Annotated in this window: 21 protein-coding genes; 18 read left to right on the top strand and 3 right to left on the bottom strand. The window is 65.1% G+C overall.

Annotated elements, in window-relative coordinates:
• Positions 1-99 precede the first annotated feature (99 nt).
• Positions 100-3273: a ribonuclease E gene (gene rne / locus JHD77_RS01630; protein ID WP_031756495.1), complete on the bottom strand. Its 3174-nt coding sequence runs from the start codon at positions 3271-3273 to the stop codon at positions 100-102.
• Between the two features lie 576 nt (positions 3274-3849).
• Between rne and rluC the strand changes: the two genes are divergently transcribed.
• Genes rluC through sppA form a run of 3 tightly spaced genes read left to right on the top strand, consistent with a single transcriptional unit; the run spans position 3850 to position 6464 of the window.
• Complete coding sequence (gene rluC, locus JHD77_RS01635) at positions 3850-4806, top strand: 23S rRNA pseudouridine(955/2504/2580) synthase RluC (protein ID WP_003104143.1); 957 nt, start codon at positions 3850-3852, stop codon at positions 4804-4806.
• Positions 4799-5491 carry an HAD-IA family hydrolase gene (locus JHD77_RS01640; protein WP_003104140.1) on the top strand — a complete coding sequence of 231 codons (693 nt, stop codon included), beginning with the start codon at positions 4799-4801 and terminating at the stop codon, positions 5489-5491. The genes rluC and JHD77_RS01640 overlap by 8 nt, the downstream gene beginning before the upstream one ends.
• Positions 5484-6464 (top strand): signal peptide peptidase SppA, encoded by a 981-nt coding sequence (gene sppA, locus JHD77_RS01645; RefSeq protein WP_003091146.1) that lies wholly within the window; start codon positions 5484-5486, stop codon positions 6462-6464. The genes JHD77_RS01640 and sppA overlap by 8 nt, the downstream gene beginning before the upstream one ends.
• Positions 6465-6530: 66 nt before the next feature.
• Here sppA and JHD77_RS01650 read toward each other — a convergent pair whose 3' ends face one another.
• Positions 6531-7109, bottom strand: coding sequence for a Maf family protein (locus tag JHD77_RS01650; RefSeq protein ID WP_003113992.1), 579 nt, complete (start codon positions 7107-7109; stop codon positions 6531-6533).
• Positions 7110-7218: 109 nt separating this feature from the next.
• Between JHD77_RS01650 and JHD77_RS01655 the strand changes: the two genes are divergently transcribed.
• The 13 genes from JHD77_RS01655 to JHD77_RS01715 all read left to right on the top strand — a co-directional run bounded on the left by JHD77_RS01655 (position 7219) and on the right by JHD77_RS01715 (position 17271).
• Positions 7219-7755 (top strand): YceD family protein, encoded by a 537-nt coding sequence (locus tag JHD77_RS01655; RefSeq protein WP_003091144.1) that lies wholly within the window; start codon positions 7219-7221, stop codon positions 7753-7755.
• A gap of 13 nt (positions 7756-7768) precedes the next feature.
• The gene (rpmF, locus tag JHD77_RS01660; protein WP_003091143.1) at positions 7769-7951 is read left to right on the top strand and encodes a 50S ribosomal protein L32; all 183 of its coding nucleotides are present in this window, start codon (positions 7769-7771) and stop codon (positions 7949-7951) included.
• 3 nt (positions 7952-7954) lie between these two features.
• On the top strand, positions 7955-8965 hold the full coding sequence (gene plsX / locus JHD77_RS01665; protein WP_071533934.1) for a phosphate acyltransferase PlsX: 1011 nt from the start codon (positions 7955-7957) through the stop codon (positions 8963-8965).
• Positions 8966-9070: 105 nt separating this feature from the next.
• Positions 9071-10009 carry an ACP S-malonyltransferase gene (fabD, locus tag JHD77_RS01670; RefSeq protein ID WP_003091139.1) on the top strand — a complete coding sequence of 313 codons (939 nt, stop codon included), beginning with the start codon at positions 9071-9073 and terminating at the stop codon, positions 10007-10009.
• A 22-nt stretch (positions 10010-10031) separates the two neighbouring features.
• A complete protein-coding gene (fabG, locus tag JHD77_RS01675) occupies positions 10032-10775 on the top strand; it encodes a 3-oxoacyl-ACP reductase FabG (protein ID WP_003091137.1) in 744 nt (247 codons plus the stop codon).
• Between the two features lie 195 nt (positions 10776-10970).
• On the top strand, positions 10971-11207 hold the full coding sequence (gene acpP, locus JHD77_RS01680) for an acyl carrier protein (RefSeq protein ID WP_003091135.1): 237 nt from the start codon (positions 10971-10973) through the stop codon (positions 11205-11207).
• A 128-nt stretch (positions 11208-11335) separates the two neighbouring features.
• Positions 11336-12580 (top strand): beta-ketoacyl-ACP synthase II, encoded by a 1245-nt coding sequence (gene fabF, locus JHD77_RS01685; RefSeq protein ID WP_003104132.1) that lies wholly within the window; start codon positions 11336-11338, stop codon positions 12578-12580.
• The gene (pabC, locus tag JHD77_RS01690) at positions 12580-13395 is read left to right on the top strand and encodes an aminodeoxychorismate lyase (protein ID WP_003113994.1); all 816 of its coding nucleotides are present in this window, start codon (positions 12580-12582) and stop codon (positions 13393-13395) included. The genes fabF and pabC overlap by 1 nt, the downstream gene beginning before the upstream one ends.
• 5 nt (positions 13396-13400) lie before the next feature.
• Positions 13401-14450 (top strand): endolytic transglycosylase MltG, encoded by a 1050-nt coding sequence (mltG, locus tag JHD77_RS01695; RefSeq protein ID WP_003104128.1) that lies wholly within the window; start codon positions 13401-13403, stop codon positions 14448-14450.
• 28 nt (positions 14451-14478) lie between these two features.
• Positions 14479-15111, top strand: a complete 633-nt coding sequence (gene tmk / locus JHD77_RS01700) for a dTMP kinase (protein ID WP_003091125.1) — start codon at positions 14479-14481, stop codon at positions 15109-15111.
• The gene (locus tag JHD77_RS01705; protein WP_016852671.1) at positions 15104-16090 is read left to right on the top strand and encodes a DNA polymerase III subunit delta'; all 987 of its coding nucleotides are present in this window, start codon (positions 15104-15106) and stop codon (positions 16088-16090) included. The genes tmk and JHD77_RS01705 overlap by 8 nt, the downstream gene beginning before the upstream one ends.
• Before the next feature lie 33 nt (positions 16091-16123).
• The gene (locus tag JHD77_RS01710; RefSeq protein ID WP_003091119.1) at positions 16124-16480 is read left to right on the top strand and encodes a PilZ domain-containing protein; all 357 of its coding nucleotides are present in this window, start codon (positions 16124-16126) and stop codon (positions 16478-16480) included.
• Between the two features lie 14 nt (positions 16481-16494).
• Positions 16495-17271: a TatD family hydrolase gene (locus tag JHD77_RS01715; protein ID WP_003091117.1), complete on the top strand. Its 777-nt coding sequence runs from the start codon at positions 16495-16497 to the stop codon at positions 17269-17271.
• A gap of 226 nt (positions 17272-17497) precedes the next feature.
• Here JHD77_RS01715 and JHD77_RS01720 read toward each other — a convergent pair whose 3' ends face one another.
• A complete protein-coding gene (locus tag JHD77_RS01720; protein ID WP_031756497.1) occupies positions 17498-18631 on the bottom strand; it encodes an aminotransferase class V-fold PLP-dependent enzyme in 1134 nt (377 codons plus the stop codon).
• A gap of 85 nt (positions 18632-18716) precedes the next feature.
• Between JHD77_RS01720 and JHD77_RS01725 the strand changes: the two genes are divergently transcribed.
• Entirely contained in the window at positions 18717-19355 is a 639-nt protein-coding gene (locus JHD77_RS01725) for a TetR/AcrR family transcriptional regulator (protein ID WP_003091114.1), read from the top strand.
• A 149-nt stretch (positions 19356-19504) separates the two neighbouring features.
• Positions 19505-20401 carry a radical SAM protein gene (locus JHD77_RS01730; protein WP_003091113.1) on the top strand — a complete coding sequence of 299 codons (897 nt, stop codon included), beginning with the start codon at positions 19505-19507 and terminating at the stop codon, positions 20399-20401.
• Positions 20402-20403 lie beyond the last annotated feature (2 nt).

A 20403-nucleotide genomic window follows, 5' to 3' on the forward strand; every position in this document is an offset into this window, starting at 1 on the left:
TTCGGCGGCTCTGGTCATGACGGGCGGTATGCCGGAGTGCCGCGGAATGACACGCAAAAAAAGGGGATGCCATGGCATCCCCTTTTTTCAGTCTGTCACTCAGGCATGCGGGCGCGAGGTTTCGCTTTCCTCGGTCTTTTTCGCGTGCTCCGTGTCGGCGGCGTCTTCGCCGGAAGCTTCAGGCTCGGCCTGTACCGCTTCCTGGGCTTCGTCCGCCTGGGACGGAACGTCGGCCTGGGTGATTTCTTCAGCCTGGGGTGCAGCAGGTTCCTCCTGGGCCGACGCTTCCTCGCTCGCTACAGCCGGGACCTCCTCGACGGCGGGAGCGGCCTGAGCTGCCGCTTCGGCTGCTGCTGCGGCTTCGCGTGCCAGACGCTCGGCTTCGCGTTGCAGGCGACGTTTTTCCCGTGGGTCGTTGAGGGCACGGCCGGTCGCGTTGGCCGGCACCGCCGCGATGGCCGGGGTCGGCTCCTCGGTGGTTGCGGGCTCGCTAGGGGCTGCTGCTTCGACGGGCACCGGGGCGGCAACTTCTTCGGCCGCTTCCGTTGCCGGTTGCACGGCGCTCTCGGCGTCTTCGCGGCTTTCCACGCTTTCGCTGGCGAAGGGAGCTTCTTCAGTGGCTTGCGCGACCAGCAGGGTGCTCTGGTCGGCTTCGTCCCGGACCACGCTGACGGTCACCGGCGCTTCGATGTCGGCGGTTTCGCCGGCATTGGCCTCGCTGTCCGCGCCCTGGGTTTCGACGGCTTCGCTGGTCGACGCGTCGGTCTCATCGCTTGCCGTGGTTTCGCTGGCAGCCTCGCTGGTAGTGGCCGGGGCTTGCTCCACGTTTGCTTCTACGGCTTCGCTGGCGACAGCGATACCGGCAGCGGCGGCGGCTGCGACGGTGTTCAGCGGCGCGGCGGCATTATCGGTCGCCTCGCTGCCTTCCAGCTCACCGCTGACCTCGCGCTGGCGTTCGCGGCGGTTGCTGCGACGACGCTGGCCGCGGGAGCGGCGGCGCGGGCGCTCGCCATCGGTATCGTCCTGCTCGTCCTGCTCCAGGCTCTCGTCGTTCGGCAATGCCTCGGCTTCCAGGGCCGCGGCGTCGCGAGCCTGGCGATCCTCGCGCGGCTGGCGCTCTTCGCGGGCCGGGCGCTCGGCGCGTTCTTCACGGCCTTCGCGGGGTTGGCGCTCTTCGCGGGCCGGGCGTTCGGCGCGCTCTTCGCGGCGGCGTTCGCTGCGTTCCTCGCGACCTTCGCGGCCTTCGCGCGGTTGGCGCTCTTCGCGGGTTGTCCGCTCGGCGCGCTCTTCACGGCCTTCGCGCGGCTGGCGCTCCTCGCGAGCCGGGCGCTCGGCGCGCTCTTCGCGGCGACGTTCGCTGCGCTCTTCGCGGTTCGGGCGTTCGGCGCGCTCTTCGCGCGGTTGACGCTCTGCACGCTCCTCGCGCGGTTTGCGCTCTTCGTCGCGGCGATTGCCATCGCGGCCATCGCGGCGGCGGTTCTGCTGGCGGCCGTTGCGACGCTCGTCCTGGCGGGTTTGGCGCTCGGCAGCCGGCTTGCTGGTTTCAGCAGGCTTGGCGGCAGGTTGATCCTTGCCTGCGAACAGGCCGACCAGGGACTTCACCAGGCCCTGGAACAGGCTCGGCTCGGGCATCGGCTTGGCCGGCTCGACCGGTGCTTCGGTGTGTTGCGGTGCGGGCTGCTGGGGAGCGACGGTCTTGACTGCTGCTTCCTGGCGGACCAGGGTGCGGGTCGAGCTGACCGGCTGGGCTTCTTCGTGCTCGACGGTGGCCATTTCGTAGCTGGTCTGGCCGGCAACCAGTTCGGGGCTGTCATCGCGCAGACGCTGGACTTCGAAATGCGGGGTTTCCAGATGATCGTCCGGCAGGATGAAGATGCGCGCGCGGGTACGCAGTTCGATCTTGGTGATGGCGTTGCGCTTCTCGTTGAGCAGGAAGGCGGCGACCTGGAAGGGCACGCGGGCGCGGACTTCCGCGGTGCGGTCCTTCAGGGCTTCTTCCTCGATCAGGCGCAGGATGGCCAGCGACAGCGACTCGACGTCGCGGATGATGCCCTGGCCGTTGCAGCGCGGGCAGACGATGCCGCTGGTCTCGCCGAGGGACGGACGCAGGCGCTGGCGGGACATTTCCAGCAGGCCGAAGCGCGAGATGCGACCGACCTGGACGCGCGCGCGGTCGGCCTCGAGGGCTTCGCGGACACGCTCTTCCACGGCGCGCTGGTTCTTCGCCGGGGTCATGTCGATGAAGTCGATGACGATCAGGCCGCCGATGTCACGCAGGCGCAGCTGGCGGGCGATTTCCTCGGCCGCTTCCAGGTTGGTCTGCAGGGCGGTTTCCTCGATGTCGCCGCCCTTGGTGGCGCGCGCCGAGTTGATGTCGATGGAAACCAGGGCCTCGGTCGGGTCGATGACGATGGAGCCGCCGGACGGCAGCTTCACTTCGCGCTGGAAAGCGGTCTCGATCTGGCTCTCGATCTGGAAGCGATTGAACAGCGGAACGCTGTCCTGGTACAGCTTCACCTTGCTGGCGTACTGCGGCATCACCTGGCGGATGAAGTTCAGGGCTTCTTCCTGGGCGTCGATGCTGTCGATCAGCACTTCGCCGATGTCCTGGCGCAGGTAGTCGCGGATGGCGCGGATGATGACGTTGCTTTCCTGGTAGATCAGGAAGGGCGCGCCACGTTCGCCGGACGCTTCCTTGATCGCGCTCCACAGTTGCAGCAGGTAGTCGAGGTCCCACTGCAGTTCCTCGGTGCTGCGGCCGAGGCCGGCGGTGCGCACGATCAGGCCCATGTCGGCCGGTGCGTTGAGGCCGTTCAGGGCCTCGCGCAGCTCGTTGCGCTCTTCGCCTTCGATACGGCGGGAGATGCCGCCGGCGCGCGGGTTGTTCGGCATCAGCACCAGGTAACGGCCGGCCAGGCTGATGAAGGTGGTCAGGGCGGCGCCCTTGTTGCCGCGCTCTTCCTTCTCGACCTGGACGATGACTTCCTGGCCTTCGCTCAGGACTTCCTTGATGTTGATCCGGCCTTCGGGGGATTTCTTGAAGTATTCGCGGGAGATTTCTTTGAGGGGGAGGAAGCCGTGGCGTTCGGCGCCGAAGTCGACGAAGGCGGCTTCGAGGCTGGGTTCGACGCGAGTGATGCGGCCTTTGTAGATGTTGGCCTTCTTCTGCTCGCGGGCGCCCGACTCGATGTCGAGGTCGAACAGGCGTTGGCCGTCGACCAGTGCAACACGCAACTCCTCGGGTTGAGTCGCGTTGATCAGCATTCTTTTCATGTAGTACCAATGGTTTCCGGGGCTACCGGAAACGGCGATCGGCACACACGACTCTCACGGTCGGTGCTCGGGCGCGTATTCAGGAATGGCAGGCCATTCCCGTGTCCAGCGGCGCTCGGCACTGGGTGCCGGTCCGCGACTACGTCTCCTGCTTCCTGTGTTTCAGAAGCACTTGAGTCAGGAGGAGGAATCGGCTGTCGGAGGCGGACGAAAAATGCGTCTGGATCAAGCTAGAAGCTACGCAGTCCAACAGCCGTACATCTCCACCCTACACATGTTCCTTAAGAATCGGGCGCCGCTCGCAGTATCCGGAGCGGGTTGGCATCTCGCGCTCACCGAAGTGGTCGCGGCTCATGTTTCAAGGCTTTGGTTTCGAGTCGTTAGCGGGTTGGAAATTTTCGTATTTCCGCTGAAACGCCTCTGTAGGACGGCCTGACGTCCGTTCAAAGTGTTTGCAGGCGAGGGGGAAATGCAGGTTGGCAATCATCCGCAGGCCAGGCCGCTTATGGCGGCTTCCCGACTATAGCAGCAATGATTAAGTGCTTCAATTGAATGAAAAATTGTTATGATGTACGGATGACTACTCCCGCCTCTCCGACCACCGGTGTCCAGCTGCTCGATGTGCCGCCGGAACTGGCTGGTCAACGTATCGACAATTTCCTTATCGCCCGTCTCAAGGGGGCGCCCAAGACCCTGATCTATCGCATCCTGCGTAAGGGCGAAGTGCGCGTGAACAAGGGGCGGATCAAGCCCGACTATCGGCTCCAGGCCGGAGACCAGGTGCGCGTGCCGCCGCTGCGCCTGGCCGAGCGTGATGAGCCGGCGCCGCTGGCGCAGGGGCTGCTGGAGCGGATGGAGGCGGCGATCGTCTACGAGGACAAGGCGCTGATCGTGGTCAACAAGCCCGCCGGGATCGCTGTGCATGGCGGCAGCGGCGTGAGCGCCGGGGTCATCGAGGTGTTTCGCCAGTTGCGCCCCGATGCCAAGGATATCGAATTGGTGCATCGTCTCGATCGCGATACCTCCGGCCTGCTGATGATCGCCAAGAAGCGCAGCATGTTGCGTCACCTGCATGAGGCCCTGCGGGGCGAGAAGATCGTCGACAAGCGCTATCACGCCCTGGTCCGTGGCCACTGGCCGGCTGGCAAGAAGAACGTGCGCGCGCCGCTGCTGAAGAACAACCTGCGTTCGGGCGAGCGAATGGTAGAGGTGAACGTCGAGGGCAAGGACGCGCTGACCGAGTTCCGGGTGCTGCGTCGCTTCGGCGATTTCGCCACCCTGGTGGAAGCACGCCCGATCACCGGGCGGACCCACCAGATCCGCGTGCATGCCAAGCACGCCGGGCATGCCATCGCCGGCGACCCGAAGTATGGCGACGAGGATTTCTCCCGCGAGATCCGCGAGCTGGGCGGCAAGCGCCTGTTCCTGCATGCCGCGCAGTTGCGCGTGCCGCTGCCCGACGGGCAGGTGTTGGAGCTGGAGGCGCCGGTGGACGAGATGTGGCAGCGTTCGCTGGAGCGTTTGAATGACTGACTACGCGTTGCTGGTATTCGATTGGGACGGCACCCTGGTCGACTCGATCGCGCGCATCGTCGATTCGATGAAGGCGGCGGCGCGGGAAACCGCTCTGCCGGAGCGGGACGATACCCGGATCAAGGGCATCATCGGCCTCGGCTTGCCCGAGGCGATCGCTTCGCTCTATCCGGAGGTTGGCGATCCTGCTCTGGTCGAGCGTTTCCGGTGTGCCTACAGCGAGCATTACCTGGCGCAGGAAGCGCAGCCGTCGCGGTTGTTCCCCGGCGTGGCCGAAGCCATGGTGCATTTTCGCGAGGCCGGGTTCCGCCTGGCGGTCGCCACCGGCAAGAGTCGGCGCGGCCTGGACCGGGTGCTGGCGGGGCATGGCTGGAGCGATTTCTTCGATATCACCCGCTGCGCCGACGAAACGGCCAGCAAGCCGGACCCGTTGATGCTCCACGAGATCCTGGCGCACTGCCGGGTCGAGCCGGGGCGGGCGCTGATGATCGGTGATTCGCCGTTCGACCTGGAAATGGCGCGACGGGCGGGGATGGATTCGGTTGCGGTGGCCTATGGCGCCCAATCGCTGGAGCAGTTGCGGCCTTATGCGCCGCGGCTGGAAGTTGAGCATTTCACCGAGTTGCGCGCCTGGTTGGGCGGTGCTCGACGTGAGGCGGTTTCAGGAGTGGTTGAGCATGTCTGACGAGTGGAAGTCGGAAACGCCGAAGGCGAATGACGACAAGAGCTGGAAGCTGCTGGAAAAGGCGGTCCTCGCCGGGGTCCAGGAGCAGCGGCGGGCGCGGCGCTGGGGGATATTCTTCAAGTCGCTGACCTTCATCTATCTCTTTGTCGTGCTGCTGGCCTTCAGTCCGTTCGGCAGCCTGGAGAAATCGGCCTCGCGCAGCGGTAGCCACACGGCACTGATCGAGGTGAAGGGCATGATCGCCGACGATGAGCCGGCCAGTGCCGACAATATCGTCACGGCCCTGCGCGCGGCGTTCAAGGATGAGGGTACCAAGGGGATCGTCCTGCGGATCAACAGTCCGGGCGGCAGTCCGGTGCAGTCCGGCTATATCTATGACGAGATTCGTCGCCTGCGCGGCGAGCACCCGAACGTCAAGGTCTATGCGGTGATCAGCGACCTGGGTGCCTCCGGCGCCTACTACATCGCCAGCGCCGCCGACCAGATCTACGCCGACAAGGCCAGCCTGGTCGGTTCCATCGGCGTGACGGCGGCCAGCTTCGGTTTCGTCGGCACCATGGAGAAGCTCGGTGTCGAGCGGCGCGTCTATACCTCCGGCGAGCACAAGTCGTTCCTCGATCCTTTCCAGCCGCAAAAGCCCGAGGAGACCCAGTTCTGGCAGCAGGTGCTGGATACCACCCACAAGCAGTTCATCGACAGCGTGAAAAAAGGGCGCGGCGACCGGCTCAAGGTCGAGGGGCATCCGGAGCTGTTCTCGGGTCTGGTTTGGTCCGGCGAACAGGCATTGCAGCTGGGTTTGATCGACGGCCTGGGCAATGCCAGCTATGTGGCGCGCGAAGTGGTGAAGGAGAAGAAGATCGAGGACTACACCGTGCAGGAGTCGCCTTTCGATCGCTTCGCCAAGAAGTTCGGTGCCAGTGTGGCGGAGCGCCTCGCGCTGTGGATGGGCTGGCAGGGGCCGGTACTGCGCTGAGGGTGTTTCCCTTCCTTATATAAAGAAGCCCGGCCGAAGCCGGGCTTCTTTATATGGAATGCCGGCTCAGGGGATTTCGACGCCTTCCTCGAGGAGCATGTCGACCAGGCGGATCAGGGGCAGTCCCACCAGGCTGGTGGCGTCCTCTCCTTCGGTGGAGCGGAACAGGCTGACGCCCAGGCCTTCCGCCTTGAAGCTGCCGGCGCAGTCCAGCGGGCGTTCCGCTTCGACGTAGCGGCGGATGCGGCTCTCGTCGAGGTGGCGGAAGTGCACGGTGAACGGCACGCATGCCACCTGGATGCGTCGGCTGGCGCTGTTGAGGAGGGCCAGTCCGGTGAGGAAGGTCACGCTCTTGCCGCTGGCGTCCCGTAGCTGCTGGATGGCGCGTTCGGGGGTGTGCGGCTTGCCGAGGATGTTGCCGTCGAGTACGGCGACCTGGTCGGAGCCGATCACCAGGTGTTGCGGATAGCGTCCGGCCAGCGCTTCGGCCTTGCTGGCGGAAAGGCGGCGCACCAGTTCCTCGGCACTTTCCCCGGCGCGATGGCTTTCGTCGATATCGGGGCTGGCGCTTTCGAAGGGAAGGCGCAGGCGGGTCAGGAGTTCGCGTCGGTAGGGGGAGCTGGAGGCGAGGATCAGGTCGGGCATGAGGTTCTCCATGGCGAGCGGCCGATTTTAACGAAAAGACTCGTCCTTACAGCGGTTTATGGCTAATTTCCTTTGACAGGCGCGGGGGCGTCCCTATAATGGCGCGCTTATGTTGAATGGGCCGATTCCACCTCATATCGATCCGCGCAAGTTGGTCGACCGCGGCGCCACCCTCGAGGGTGTGTACGCGCTCGCCGATATGCCGCGTGTATGCGAGCAACTGACCAGCGATGCCGGTGAGGTGCGCGTGAAGGTTTCCTTCGAGCGCGACCACCAGAAGCTGGCGGTCATGCATATGCAGCTCGATACCGAGGTGAGCATGGTATGCCAACGCTGCCTGGATGCGGCGGCCATTCCCGTGCATGGCGAATATACCTACGCCATTCTTCGGGAAGGTCAGTCCGCCGACGGTCTGCCGAAGGGGTACGATGCGCTGGAAGTGGGGGAGGAACCCCTGGACCTGCTGGCGCTGGTCGAGGACGAGCTGTTGCTCGCCTTACCCATCGTTCCGGCCCATGACCCCGAAGTATGTCAGCACCCGGCTGGATTCGTCGTCGAAGACGAGCCGGAGTCGAGCGAAGTCGAGGACAAGCGTCCTAATCCGTTCAGCGTACTGGCACAGTTGAAGCGTGACCCAAACGTTTAGGAGTTAATCAATCATGGCTGTTCAGCAGAACAAAAAGTCTCGTTCCGCTCGTGACATGCGTCGTTCCCACGATGCGCTCGAGTCCAATGCTCTGTCCGTGGAAAAGAGCACCGGTGAAGTCCACCTGCGCCACCACGTATCCCCGGACGGCTTCTATCGCGGCCGTAAGGTAGTAGACAAGGGCTCCGACGAGTAATCCTTGTCCGCACCAATCATCGCGATTGATGCAATGGGTGGGGACTTCGGTCCCCACTGCGTTGTTCCGGCCTCTATTGCCTTCCTGGCCGAGAATTCCTCTTCGCAACTGATCCTCGTCGGTCAGCCTGCCCTCCTCGAAGAACTCCTTTCCCGCTATCCGTCGCTCGACCGGCAGCGCCTGCGTGTGCATGCGGCCAGCGAAGTGATAGGTTCAGACGAACGTCCCTCCCAGGCCTTGCGTGGCAAGCCGGACGCTTCCATGCGCGTGGCGCTGGAGCTGGTCCGCGACGGCCGGGCGCACGCGTGCGTCAGCGCCGGCAATACCGGGGCGTTGATGGCGCTGTCGCGGCACCTGCTGAAGACCCTGCCCGGTATCGACCGCCCTGCGATGGTGACGGCGGTTCCGACCGAGAAGGGGCATTGTCATCTGCTCGACCTCGGCGCCAACGTGGATTGCAGTGCCGAGCATCTCTATCAGTTCGCGGTGATGGGCGCGGTGGCGGCAGAGGCCTTGGGCTGCGTCTCGCCCCGGGTCGCCCTGCTCAACGTGGGGACCGAGGAGATCAAGGGCAACCAGCAGGTCAAGCTGGCGGCGAGTCTGTTGCAGAAGGCGCAGGGGTTGAATTTCAGCGGATATATAGAGGGCGATGGCCTGTATCGCGGCGAGGCCGACGTGGTGGTCTGCGACGGTTTCGTCGGCAACATCCTGCTGAAAGCCAGCGAAGGCCTGGCTGCCATGGTGTCGGCGCGGATCGAACAGCGCTTCCGCGATGGACTGGCGGCGAAGCTGGTCGGTGCGCTGGCGTTGCCGCTGCTGCGCCGGCTGCGCGGCGATATCGCTCCGGCACGCTATAACGGCGCCAGTTTCCTCGGATTGCAGGGGATAGTGGTGAAAAGCCATGGGTCTGCCGCCGAGGAGGGTTTCCAGAGCGCCTTGCGTCGCGCGGCACTGGAAGTCCGGGAAAACCTGCCGCAACGATTGCATGGCCGTCTCGAGCATCTGCTGCTCTAATGTGTGACCGGGCGGTCCAGGCAGCCATCCAACACTCAGTTTCCTGCGCCAGTCGCGGCTGGCGCGTTATCTCCGACGAGCAAAAGACCACAAGGGACCTATTCAATGTCTGCATCCCTCGCATTCGTCTTCCCCGGCCAGGGTTCGCAATCCCTCGGCATGCTGGCCGAGCTGGGCGCCCAGCAGGCGCTGGTGCGCGATACCTTCGCCGAGGCCTCTGAGGCGCTCGGTTACGACCTTTGGGCGCTGGTCCAGAATGGTCCTGAAGAGCGCCTGAACCAGACCGACAAGACCCAGCCGGCCATCCTCACGGTTTCGATCGCGCTCTGGCGCCTCTGGCTGGCCGAGGGCGGTGCGCGCCCAGCGTTCGTCGCCGGGCACAGCCTGGGCGAATATTCCGCGCTGGTCGCGGCCGAAAGCCTGGCGTTCGCCGATGCGGTCAAGCTGGTCGAGCGTAGGGGCCAACTGATGCAGCAGGCGGTTCCGGCGGGGCAGGGCGGCATGGCCGCGATCCTTGGCCTGGAAGACGCCGATGTATTGGCGGCCTGTGCCGAGGCGGCCCAGGGCGAGGTGGTCAGCGCGGTCAACTTCAACGCGCCGGGGCAGGTAGTGATCGCCGGTGCCGCGGCTGCCGTTGAGCGTGCCATCGAGGCATGCAAGGCACGCGGCGCCAAGCGCGCGGTGGCGCTGCCAGTCAGCGTGCCGTCGCATTGCGAACTGATGCGTCCGGCCGCCGAGCAGTTCGCCGCCTCGGTCGAAAGCCTGCAGTGGCAGGCGCCGAAGATTGCGCTGGTGCAGAACGTCAGCGCCGCCGTGCCGGCTGATCTCGATACGCTGCGCCGCGACCTGCTGGCACAGCTGTACAGCCCGGTTCGCTGGGTGGAGAGCATCCAGCTGCTGGCGGAAAAGGGCGTCACCGAGCTGGTCGAGTGCGGGCCGGGCAAGGTCCTGGCAGGCCTCAACAGGCGCTGCGCGAAGGGCATCAATACCCATGGCCTGGATGGCGTCGAGGCGTTCGCCGCCACGCGCGCCGCCCTGGCCTGAGAGAGAGAAAGGAGAGAATCCCATGAGTCTGCAAGGTAAGGTCGCATTGGTAACCGGCGCCAGCCGTGGCATCGGCCAGGCGATTGCGCTGGAACTGGGGCGCCTGGGTGCCGTAGTCATCGGCACCGCGACCAGCGCGTCCGGCGCCGAGAAGATCGCCGAAACCCTCAAGGCCAATGGCGTCGAGGGTGCGGGCCTGGTCCTGGACGTTTCCAGCGACGAATCCGTAGCCGCGACCCTGGAGCACATCCAGCAGCATCTCGGCCAACCGCTGATCGTGGTCAATAACGCCGGCATCACCCGCGATAATCTGCTGGTGCGCATGAAAGACGACGAGTGGTTCGATGTGGTCAACACCAACCTGAACAGTCTCTACCGTCTGTCGAAAGCCGTTCTGCGCGGTATGACCAAGGCCCGCTGGGGGCGCATCATCAACATCGGTTCCGTGGTCGGCGCCATGGGCAATGCCGGGCAAACCAACTATGCCGCGGCGAAGGCCGGCCTGGAGGGCTTCACCCGTGCGCTGGCCCGGGAAGTCGGTTCGCGTGCCATTACCGTGAATGCGGTGGCGCCGGGCTTCATCGACACCGACATGACCCGCGAGCTGCCGGAAGCCCAGCGCGAAGCGCTGCTGGGCCAGATTCCGCTGGGTCGCCTGGGGCAGGCGGAAGAGATCGCCAAGGTGGTCGGCTTCCTCGCTTCGGACGGCGCAGCCTATGTGACCGGGGCCACCGTGCCGGTCAATGGTGGGATGTACATGAGCTGAATGTGACGTTACCTTTCTCGGGTCTGTCATAAGCGCTGTCTAGAATTCGTTGCGGAATTGCAGCCGGGTTATTAGATAGAATTATCGAAGTGGCCGTGGGAAGGTGAGGCGTTCAGCTTGAAAAGCAGAAAACCCTTTCTATACACTTACCCGCAGCCCAGCTGCTCGGATTTTCCATAGGAGTGAAAACAAGGTATGAGCACCATCGAAGAACGCGTTAAGAAGATCGTCGCTGAACAACTCGGCGTGAAGGAAGAAGAAGTCACCAACAGCGCTTCCTTCGTCGAAGACCTGGGCGCCGACTCCCTTGACACCGTCGAGCTGGTGATGGCTCTGGAAGAGGAATTCGAGACCGAAATCCCTGACGAGAAAGCTGAAAAGATCACCACCGTTCAGGAAGCCATCGACTACATCGTTGCTCACCAGCAATAAGTAGTCGTCGGATTTTCCGACGTGGAAAAGCCGCACAGCCTGTAAGGGCGTGCGGCTTTTCTTTAGCGCCTTACCTACTCTGGTAGTCTGTCGGCGCAACCCCGTGAAATGAGAAAGAGGAAGTCGTAGTGTCGCGTAGACGCGTCGTCATTACTGGCATGGGCATGCTGTCGCCGCTGGGCCTGGATGTCCCGAGCAGTTGGGAAGGTATTCTCGCCGGTCGCAGCGGGATCGCCCCGATCGAGCATATGGACCTGTCCGCCTATTCCACCCGCTTCGGTGGTTCGGTCAAGGGTTTCAATGTCGAGGAATACCTGTCCGCCAAGGAAGCCCGCAAGCTCGACCTGTTCATCCAGTACGGTCTCGCCGCCAGCTTCCAGGCCGTTCGCGATTCCGGCCTGGAGGTCACCGACGCCAATCGTGAGCGTATCGGCGTATCCATGGGTTCCGGTATCGGCGGCCTGACCAATATCGAGAACAACTGCCGATCCCTGTTCGAGCAGGGGCCGCGGCGCATCTCGCCGTTCTTCGTGCCCGGTTCGATCATCAACATGGTTTCCGGCTTCTTGTCGATCCACCTGGGTCTGCAGGGGCCCAACTACGCCCTCACCACCGCCTGCACCACCGGTACCCACAGCATCGGCATGGCTGCTCGCAACATCGCCTATGGCGAGGCCGACGTGATGGTCGCCGGCGGTTCCGAAATGGCTGCCTGCGGTCTCGGCCTGGGTGGTTTCGGCGCGGCTCGCGCGCTCTCCACTCGCAACGACGAGCCGACCCGTGCCAGCCGTCCGTGGGACCGGGATCGCGACGGCTTCGTCCTGTCCGACGGTTCCGGCGCCCTGGTGCTCGAAGAACTGGAGCACGCCCGTGCCCGCGGCGCGCGGATCTATGCCGAGCTGGTTGGCTTCGGCATGAGCGGCGACGCCTTCCACATGACCGCGCCGCCGGAAGACGGCGCCGGTGCCGCCCGCTGCATGAAGAACGCGCTGCGCGATGCCGGCCTGGATCCTCGCCAGGTCGATTACATCAACGCCCATGGCACCTCCACCCCGGCCGGCGACATCGCCGAGATCGCCGCGGTGAAGAGCGTGTTCGGCGAGCATGCCCATGCGCTGTCGATGAGTTCGACCAAGTCGATGACCGGCCACCTGTTGGGTGCCGCCGGTGCGGTGGAGGCGATCTTCAGCGTGCTGGCCCTGCGCGACCAGGTTGCCCCGCCGACCATCAACCTGGACAACCCGGACGAAGGTTGCGACCTCGACCTGGTGGCCCATGAAGCCAAGCCGCGCAAGATCGACGTGGCCCTGTCGAACTCGTTCGGTTTCGGCGGGACCAACGGCACCCTGGTGTTCCGCAGGTTCGCCGACTGATGCTGGACTGGGTCGACGGCCGGCCCGCCGCCGAGCTGTCCGTGCGCGATCGCGGACTGGCCTATGGCGACGGGCTGTTCGAGACCCTGGCGGTGCGCGCCGGCACGCCGCGTCTCCTGGAGCGCCACCTGGCGCGCCTGGAAGAGGGGTGTCGGCGCCTGGCGATCCCTCTCGACACCGCGGCGTTGCGCCAGGAGTTGCTGGCGTTCTGCGCGGCGCTGGGCGACGGTGTCGCCAAGCTGATCGTCACCCGCGGCGAGGGTTTGCGTGGCTACGCGCCGCCTGCCGAGGCCTCGCCGCGGCGAATCCTCTCCGGATCGCCGCGTCCGGCCTATCCCGAGCGCCACTGGCAGCAAGGCGTGCGCCTGTTCGCTTGCCGCACGCGCCTGGCCGAGCAGCCCCTGCTGGCCGGCCTCAAGCACCTCAATCGCCTGGAGCAGGTCCTCGCCCGTGCCGAGTGGAGCGACGCCGGGCATGCCGAAGGGCTCATGCTGGACGTGCACGAGCGGGTAGTGGAGGGCGTGTTCAGCAACCTGCTGCTGGTTCTCGACGGCACCCTCGTGGCGCCTGACCTGCGGCGCTGCGGCGTCGCTGGAGTGATGCGCGCGGAATTGCTCGAGCGCGCCGAAGGAATCGGCGTCCCGCTGGCGATACGGGATGTTTCCATGGCTGAACTGGCGACGGCCGACGAGGTCTTTCTGTGCAACAGCCAGTTCGGCATCTGGCCGGTCCGGGCATTGGACGAGCACGTCTGGCCGGTCGGCGAGCTGACCCGTAAACTGCAAGACCAACTTCGCGACGACCTGGATTTCTGACTTTGATGCGCAAACTGCTGGTGCTGCTGGAGAGTGGCCTGTTGTTCGTTGGCCTCTGCGTCGGCCTGGCTGCATGGCAGCAGCAGCGGGCGCTGGAGCAGCCCCTGCAATTGACCGAGGAGCGCCTGCTGGACGTTTCCTCGGGCTCCACGCCGGGCGGCATGCTCGCGCGTCTGGAGCAGGAAAAGGTGCTCCATGGCGCGTTCTGGCTGCGCCTCTACTGGCGTTTCAACCTGCCGGGCCAGGCCCTGCACAGCGGCGAATACCGCCTCTTGCCGGGGATGAAGGGCGCCGACCTGCTGGAACTCTGGCGTGAAGGCGAGGTGGTGCAGTACAGCCTGACCCTGGTCGAGGGCTGGAGTTTCCGCCAGGTGCGCGAAGCGCTCGCCAGGCAGGGCAAGCTGGAGCAGACCCTGGCCGGCCTGAGCGACGGCGAGATCATGCAACGCCTCGGCAAGCCCGACGAAGTGGCCGAAGGGCGCTTCTTCCCCGATACCTACCGCTACACCCGTGGCATGCGCGACATCGACATACTGCGCAAGGCCTACCAGCGCATGCAGACCATCCTCGCCAAGGAATGGGATGGCCGCAGCCAGGACCTGCCTTATCGCGACGCCTACCAGGCGCTGATCATGGCCTCGCTGGTGGAAAAGGAAACCGGCGTGCCGGAAGAGCGTTCGCAGATCGCCGGCGTCTTCGTCCGCCGCCTGCAGCGCGGCATGCTGTTGCAGACCGATCCGACGGTGATCTATGGCATGGGCGAGCGCTACAACGGCAAGATCACCCGCGCCGACCTGCGCGAACCGACCCCTTACAATACCTATGTGGTGCCTGGCATGCCGCCGACCCCGATCGCCCTGGCCGGGCGCGAGGCGATTCGCGCCGCGCTGCATCCGGCCGAGGGTGAGACCCTGTATTTCGTGGCGCGCGGCGATGGCAGCCATGTGTTCTCCAGCAGCCTGGACGAACACAACAAGGCGGTCCGCGAGTACCAGTTGAAGCGTCGCTCGGACTATCGCTCCAGCCCCGCGCCCATCACCCCGCCGCCACAATGAGCGGCGCAGCCAAGATAAGGAGTGCCGTGTGACCGGCCTGTTCGTCACCCTGGAGGGCCCGGAAGGGGCCGGCAAGAGCACCAACCGCGACTACCTGGCCGAGCGCCTGCGCGAGCGCGGCATCGAGGTGCAGTTGACCCGCGAGCCTGGCGGCACGCCTCTCGCCGAGCGCATCCGTGAACTGCTGCTGGCGCCCAGCGACGAGCCGATGGCCGCCGATACCGAGCTGTTGCTGATGTTCGCCGCGCGGGCCCAGCATCTCGCCGGGGTCATCCGCCCGGCGCTGGCGCGCGGGGCCGTGGTGCTCTGCGATCGCTTCACCGATGCCACCTATGCCTACCAGGGCGGCGGGCGCGGTTTGCCGGAGGCGCGCATCGCCGCGCTGGAAAGCTTCGTCCAGGGCGACCTGCGGCCCGACCTCACGCTGGTCTTCGACCTGCCGGTGGAAATCGGCCTGGCGCGGGCGGCGGCGCGTGGCCGGCTCGACCGTTTCGAGCAGGAGGACCGACGCTTCTTCGAGGCCGTGCGTCAGACCTACCTGCAGCGCGCCGCGCAGGCCCCGGAGCGTTACCAGGTGCTCGATGCCGGGTTGCCGCTGGCCGAGGTGCAGGCTGGCCTGGATCGGCTGCTGCCGAATCTGCTGGAGCGTCTGAATGGCTGATATCTATCCCTGGCAGCAGGCGCTCTGGAGCCAACTGGGCGGCCGCGCCCAGCACGCCCACGCCTATCTGCTCTACGGTCCCGCCGGGATCGGCAAGCGTGCCCTGGCCGAGCATTGGGCCGCCCAACTGCTCTGCCAGCGGCCTGCCGCCGCTGGCGCATGCGGCGAGTGCAAGGCCTGCCAGTTGCTGGCCGCCGGTACCCATCCGGACTACTTCGTGCTGGAGCCGGAGGAGGCGGAGAAACCGATCCGGGTCGATCAGGTCCGCGACCTGGTTGGCTTCGTGGTGCAGACCGCGCAACTGGGCGGGCGCAAGGTCGTGTTGCTCGAACCCGCCGAGGCGATGAACGTGAACGCCGCCAACGCCCTGTTGAAAAGCCTTGAAGAGCCGTCGGGCGATACCGTGCTGCTGCTGATCAGCCACCAGCCCAGCCGCCTGTTGCCGACCATCAAGAGCCGCTGCGTGCAGCAGGCCTGCCCTTTGCCGGGCGCGGCGGCTAGTCTGGAATGGCTGGCGCGGGCCCTGCCCGACGAGCCGGCCGAGGCCCTGGAGGAACTGTTGGCGCTTTCCGGCGGCTCGCCGCTCACCGCCCAGCGCCTGCACGGCCAGGGCGTGCGCGAGCAGCGCGCGCAGGTGGTCGAGGGGGTGAAGAAGCTGCTCAAGCAGCAGATCGCCGCCAGCCCACTGGCCGAAAGCTGGAACAGCGTGCCGTTGCCATTGCTCTTCGACTGGTTCTGCGACTGGACGCTGGGCATCCTGCGCTACCAGTTGACCCACGACCAGGAGGGGCTGGGGTTGGCCGACATGCGCAAGGTGATCCAGTACCTGGGCGACAAATCCGGGCAGGCCAAGGTGCTGGCCATGCAGGACTGGCTGCTGCAACAGCGGCAGAAAGTGTTGAACAAGGCCAACCTCAACCGTGTCCTGCTTCTCGAAGCCCTGCTGGTGCAGTGGGCAAGCCTGCCCGGGCCGGGCTAGAATCCCGCTGATATTCGACTGGCAGGAACCTGCATGAGTTTGCCACCCAATCTGGGGCCGCGTAACGGCATCCTGTCCTTGACCATCAAGGACAAGTCCGTGCTGTACGCCGCCTACATGCCGTTCATCAGGAACGGCGGGCTGTTCATTCCCACCAACAAGAACTACAAGCTCGGCGACGAAGTCTTCATGCTGCTCAACCTGATGGAAGAGCCGGAGAAGATCCCGGTGGCCGGCAAGGTCGTCTGGATCACCCCGAAGGGCGCCCAGGGCAACCGTGCGGCTGGCATCGGCGTGCAGTTCAACGACGGTGACAACACCGCCCGCAACAAGATCGAAACCTACCTGGCCGGGGCGCTGAAGTCGGACCGGCCGACCCACACGATGTAACGCTAGACAGGATCATGCTGGTCGATTCCCACTGCCACCTCGATCGCCTCGACCTGGCCGCCCATGGCGGCTCGCTCGATGCGGCGCTGGATGCCGCGCGAGCGCGTGGCGTCGGTCAATTCCTCTGCATCGGCGTCAGCGCCGACAATGCCCAGGCGGTGAAGGCCCTGGCCGAGCGCTATGCCGACGTGCACTGTTCGGTGGGCGTACACCCGCTGGACCTGGAGCCCGGAAGCGCGCCAGCGCTGGACTGGCTGCTGGGCGAACTGGCGCATCCGCGGGTGGTGGCGATCGGCGAGACCGGCCTCGACTACCACTACGAACCGGAAGCCGCCGAGTTGCAACAGGAGGCGTTTCGCCTGCACCTGGAAGCCGCGCGGATCACCGCCAAGCCAGTGATCGTGCACACCCGCGAGGCGCGCGCCGACACGCTGGCGCTGCTGCGCGAGGCGGCGTTGCCGCAGGCCGGCGTGCTGCATTGCTTCACCGAGGACTGGGAAATGGCGCGATCGGCGCTGGACCTGGGCTTCTACATTTCCCTGTCCGGCATCGTCACCTTCCGCAATGCCGATGCCCTGCGCGAGGTGGCTCGCCAGGTACCGGCCGACCGGCTGTTGGTGGAGACCGACTCGCCCTACCTGGCGCCGATTCCCCATCGCGGCAAGCCGAACCTGCCGGAATACGTGCGCGATGTCGCCGAATTCCTCGCGACGTTGCGTGGCGTCAGCCTGGAAACCCTGGCGGAGCAGACTACCGCCAATTTCCATCGGCTGTTTCCGTTGGCCCGCTAGGCCGGCGCACGGATAAAAAAAAACCCGGGTTCTGGGGGATGAATCCGGGTCAAGACCATTAGGAGTGGAACAAAGGTACGCATTCCTCGGTACCTTCACTGGCTGGGTACTTGGGGGGAGATACCGCGCGCCAGTACCTTTCAGTATTGGTCATGTTCGTGGGGCGTCCAGACAGGGCTGGCGGTTTTTTAAACAGATTTGGAATACCCTTGCGGTCCTTGAGTACCTAGGTGCCTGCGACCTGGCGCAAGATCGCCAGGGTATCGTCGATCACCGTCGAACTCGTGTAGAAGTGCGGGGAAAAACGGATACCTCCGCCACGCTGGGCGCAAATGACCCGTTCCTGGCGAAGCGTTTCGAAGAGTGTCCGATTGTCCTGGCTGTCCAGGCTGAAGGTCAGGATGCCCGCGCGTCGGCTCGGGTTCCGCGGGCTGTGCAGGCGTACCCCGGGAATTCCCGACAGACCGTCCTGTAGCCACTGGACGCGCTCGGCGATGTCTCTGCCGACCCGCTCCATGCCGACCTCCTCCAACAGCCCCAGGCTGGCCTCCAGGGCCATCGCGCCGAGCATGTTCGGGCTGCCGCATTCGAAGCGCCGGGCGCTGCGCGCCGGCCGCCAGTCGCGACGCTCGTAATCGAGGGCATGTTCCAGCATGTGCCAGCCATATTCGTGCAGCGCCAGGCGCTCGCGCTGCTCGGGATGGCAATAGAAGACGCCCAGCCCTTCGGGGCTGAGCATCCACTTGTGCCCATCGGCCATGGCGAAGGCACAATCGTAGGCCTGTACGTCGAAGGGCAGGGCGCCGAGCTGCTGGATCGCGTCGATGCAGAACAGCACCCCGCGGCGGCGACATCCCGCGCCGATGCGCTCCAGGTCAAGGCGCAGGCCGCTGGCGTACTGCACCGCGCTGATCGACAGCAGGCGGGTGCGCGGGCCGCAGGCGGCGAGCAGGGCGCTCTCGGGATCGTCGCCGGCGAGACCGACCTCGACCACTTCGACGCCGCGCGGGCGCAAGGCTTCCCAGACCACTCTATTGGAGGGGAACTCCTCGTTGCCGATGACGACCTGGTCGCCCTCTCGCCAATCCAGGCCGAAGGCTACGAAGGAAAGCGCCTCGGAGGTGTTCTTGACCAGGGCGAGGTCGCTGCCGGCGCGCGCATTGAGCAGTCGGGCAAGGCGCTCGCGCAGGCGATGTTCTATCTTCAGCCATTCCGGATAGTCGCTGGCGCCGTGGGCGACGTTCTCCCGGGCGAAGGCGCTCACCGCGTCGGCGGCGCGTCTAGGCCAGGGTGCGACCGCTGCGTGGTTGAGGTAGCGCAGACCGTTGGTCTGGTCGAATTCGTCCTGGTAACAATTCATCGTCGGATGTTCCGTGCATTTTCGTGCTGAATAGGCATAATACGCGGCTTCGATTTTTGACTCATTTTGACCTGACAGTCTTTTTATGCAGAAAGAGCCTCGCAAAGTTCGTGAATTTCGTCGCCGTGAACAGGAGATTCTCGATACCGCCCTCAAGCTGTTCCTCGAACAGGGGGAAGACAGCGTAACGGTCGAGATGATCGCGGATGCCGTCGGCATCGGCAAAGGCACGATCTACAAGCACTTCAAGTCCAAGGCGGAGATCTACCTGCGCCTGATGCTGGACTACGAGCGCGATCTCGCCGCCCTGTTCCATTCCGAAGACGTAGCCCGCGACAAGGAAGCCCTGTCGCGTGCCTACTTCGAGTTCCGCATGCGCGATCCGCAGCGCTACCGCCTGTTCGACCGCCTGGAAGAGAAGGTGGTGAAGACCAGCCAGGTGCCGGAGATGGTCGAGGAGCTGCACAAGATCCGCGCCTCCAACTTCGAACGCCTGACCCAACTGATCAAGGAGCGTATCGCCGACGGCAAGCTGGAGAACGTTCCGCCGTACTTCCATTATTGCGCTGCCTGGGCGTTGGTGCATGGCGCCGTGGCGCTGTACCACTCGCCGTTCTGGCGCGAGGTGCTGGAAGACCAGGAAGGTTTCTTCCACTTCCTGATGGATATCGGCGTGCGCATGGGCAACAAGCGCAAGCGCGAAGGCGACGCTCCCAGCGCCTGATACCTGTGGTGCCGGGACGCAGTCACTGCGCCCCGCGCACTCTTTGCCGGCAGGGATATACTCGTCGCCCATCGATCCGCCGCCGGGACGTCGGCTGCCCATTTCCGGCGAATCCGCCGGTGGCTCCACGTTCGTTCAGGAGTTCTCCGATGAGTGTCCGTGAATTCCCCATCCACTACATCGAACCGGTGTTCCGGCCCCCGAGCGAGGCGCATTCGCTGATCCTCCCGGTGACCAATGGCTGTTCCTGGAACAAATGCGGCTTTTGCGAGATGTATACCCAGCCGCAAAAGAAATTTCGCGCCCGCGACGAGAACGAGGTACTGGAGGAGATCCGCCGCTGCGGCGAGCGCCTGATCGTCAAGCGGGTGTTTCTCGCCGATGGCGACGCCCTGGTATTGCCGACCCGCCGGCTGCTCGCGGTGCTGCAGGCGATTCGCGAGCACTTGCCGGAGGTGGAGCGGGTATCCAGCTACTGCCTGCCGCGCAACCTGCGCAGGAAGTCGGTCGACGAGTTGCGCGAACTGGCCGACGCCGGGCTGCGAATGGCCTATGTCGGCGCCGAGTCCGGCGACGACGAAGTGCTGGCGCGGGTCAACAAGGGCGAGACCTATTCCTCTACCCTGGATGCGCTGGAAAAGCTTGGCGAGGCGGGGATCAGTCGTTCGGTGATGATCCTCAACGGTCTGGGCGGAATGACCCTGAGCGCGCAGCACGCGGACAACTCCGCGCGCCTGATGAACGCCGCCCAGCCGGAGTACCTGTCGACCCTGGTGGTGAGTTTCCCTACCGGCGAGCAGCGTTTCCGTGCTGGCTTCGCCGATTTCGAGGCGCTGGATCGGCGTGCCCTGTTCGTCGAGGTCGAACGCCTGTTGCAGGGTTTGGAGCTCGAAGACACGGTATTTCGCAGCGACCACGCTTCCAACTATCTGGTGCTCAAGGGCGAACTGGGTGCCGACAAGGCGCGCCTGCTGGCCGAGGTCCGCCAGGCCATCGAGCAGCCGCAGCACGCTGCCCTGCGCCAGGAGTGGCAGCGTGGCCTGTGATG

It is taken from the genome of Pseudomonas sp. P20 (assembly GCF_016463925.1).
Taxonomy (GTDB): Bacteria; Pseudomonadota; Gammaproteobacteria; order Pseudomonadales; family Pseudomonadaceae; genus Pseudomonas; species Pseudomonas aeruginosa.

What these genes read in the sequence shown, in the direction of transcription:
- rne (WP_031756495.1), bottom strand. Translation starts at nt 3,273, where the DNA reads ATGAAAAGAATGCTGATCAACGCGACTCAACCCGAGGAGTTGCGTGTT.
- rluC (WP_003104143.1), top strand. Translation starts at nt 3,850, where the DNA reads ATGACTACTCCCGCCTCTCCGACCACCGGTGTCCAGCTGCTCGATGTG.
- JHD77_RS01640 (WP_003104140.1), top strand. Translation starts at nt 4,799, where the DNA reads ATGACTGACTACGCGTTGCTGGTATTCGATTGGGACGGCACCCTGGTC.
- sppA (WP_003091146.1), top strand. Translation starts at nt 5,484, where the DNA reads ATGTCTGACGAGTGGAAGTCGGAAACGCCGAAGGCGAATGACGACAAG.
- JHD77_RS01650 (WP_003113992.1), bottom strand. Translation starts at nt 7,109, where the DNA reads ATGCCCGACCTGATCCTCGCCTCCAGCTCCCCCTACCGACGCGAACTC.
- JHD77_RS01655 (WP_003091144.1), top strand. Translation starts at nt 7,219, where the DNA reads ATGTTGAATGGGCCGATTCCACCTCATATCGATCCGCGCAAGTTGGTC.
- rpmF (WP_003091143.1), top strand. Translation starts at nt 7,769, where the DNA reads ATGGCTGTTCAGCAGAACAAAAAGTCTCGTTCCGCTCGTGACATGCGT.
- fabD (WP_003091139.1), top strand. Translation starts at nt 9,071, where the DNA reads ATGTCTGCATCCCTCGCATTCGTCTTCCCCGGCCAGGGTTCGCAATCC.
- fabG (WP_003091137.1), top strand. Translation starts at nt 10,032, where the DNA reads ATGAGTCTGCAAGGTAAGGTCGCATTGGTAACCGGCGCCAGCCGTGGC.
- acpP (WP_003091135.1), top strand. Translation starts at nt 10,971, where the DNA reads ATGAGCACCATCGAAGAACGCGTTAAGAAGATCGTCGCTGAACAACTC.
- pabC (WP_003113994.1), top strand. Translation starts at nt 12,580, where the DNA reads ATGCTGGACTGGGTCGACGGCCGGCCCGCCGCCGAGCTGTCCGTGCGC.
- mltG (WP_003104128.1), top strand. Translation starts at nt 13,401, where the DNA reads ATGCGCAAACTGCTGGTGCTGCTGGAGAGTGGCCTGTTGTTCGTTGGC.
- JHD77_RS01705 (WP_016852671.1), top strand. Translation starts at nt 15,104, where the DNA reads ATGGCTGATATCTATCCCTGGCAGCAGGCGCTCTGGAGCCAACTGGGC.
- JHD77_RS01710 (WP_003091119.1), top strand. Translation starts at nt 16,124, where the DNA reads ATGAGTTTGCCACCCAATCTGGGGCCGCGTAACGGCATCCTGTCCTTG.
- JHD77_RS01715 (WP_003091117.1), top strand. Translation starts at nt 16,495, where the DNA reads ATGCTGGTCGATTCCCACTGCCACCTCGATCGCCTCGACCTGGCCGCC.
- JHD77_RS01720 (WP_031756497.1), bottom strand. Translation starts at nt 18,631, where the DNA reads ATGAATTGTTACCAGGACGAATTCGACCAGACCAACGGTCTGCGCTAC.
- JHD77_RS01725 (WP_003091114.1), top strand. Translation starts at nt 18,717, where the DNA reads ATGCAGAAAGAGCCTCGCAAAGTTCGTGAATTTCGTCGCCGTGAACAG.
- JHD77_RS01730 (WP_003091113.1), top strand. Translation starts at nt 19,505, where the DNA reads ATGAGTGTCCGTGAATTCCCCATCCACTACATCGAACCGGTGTTCCGG.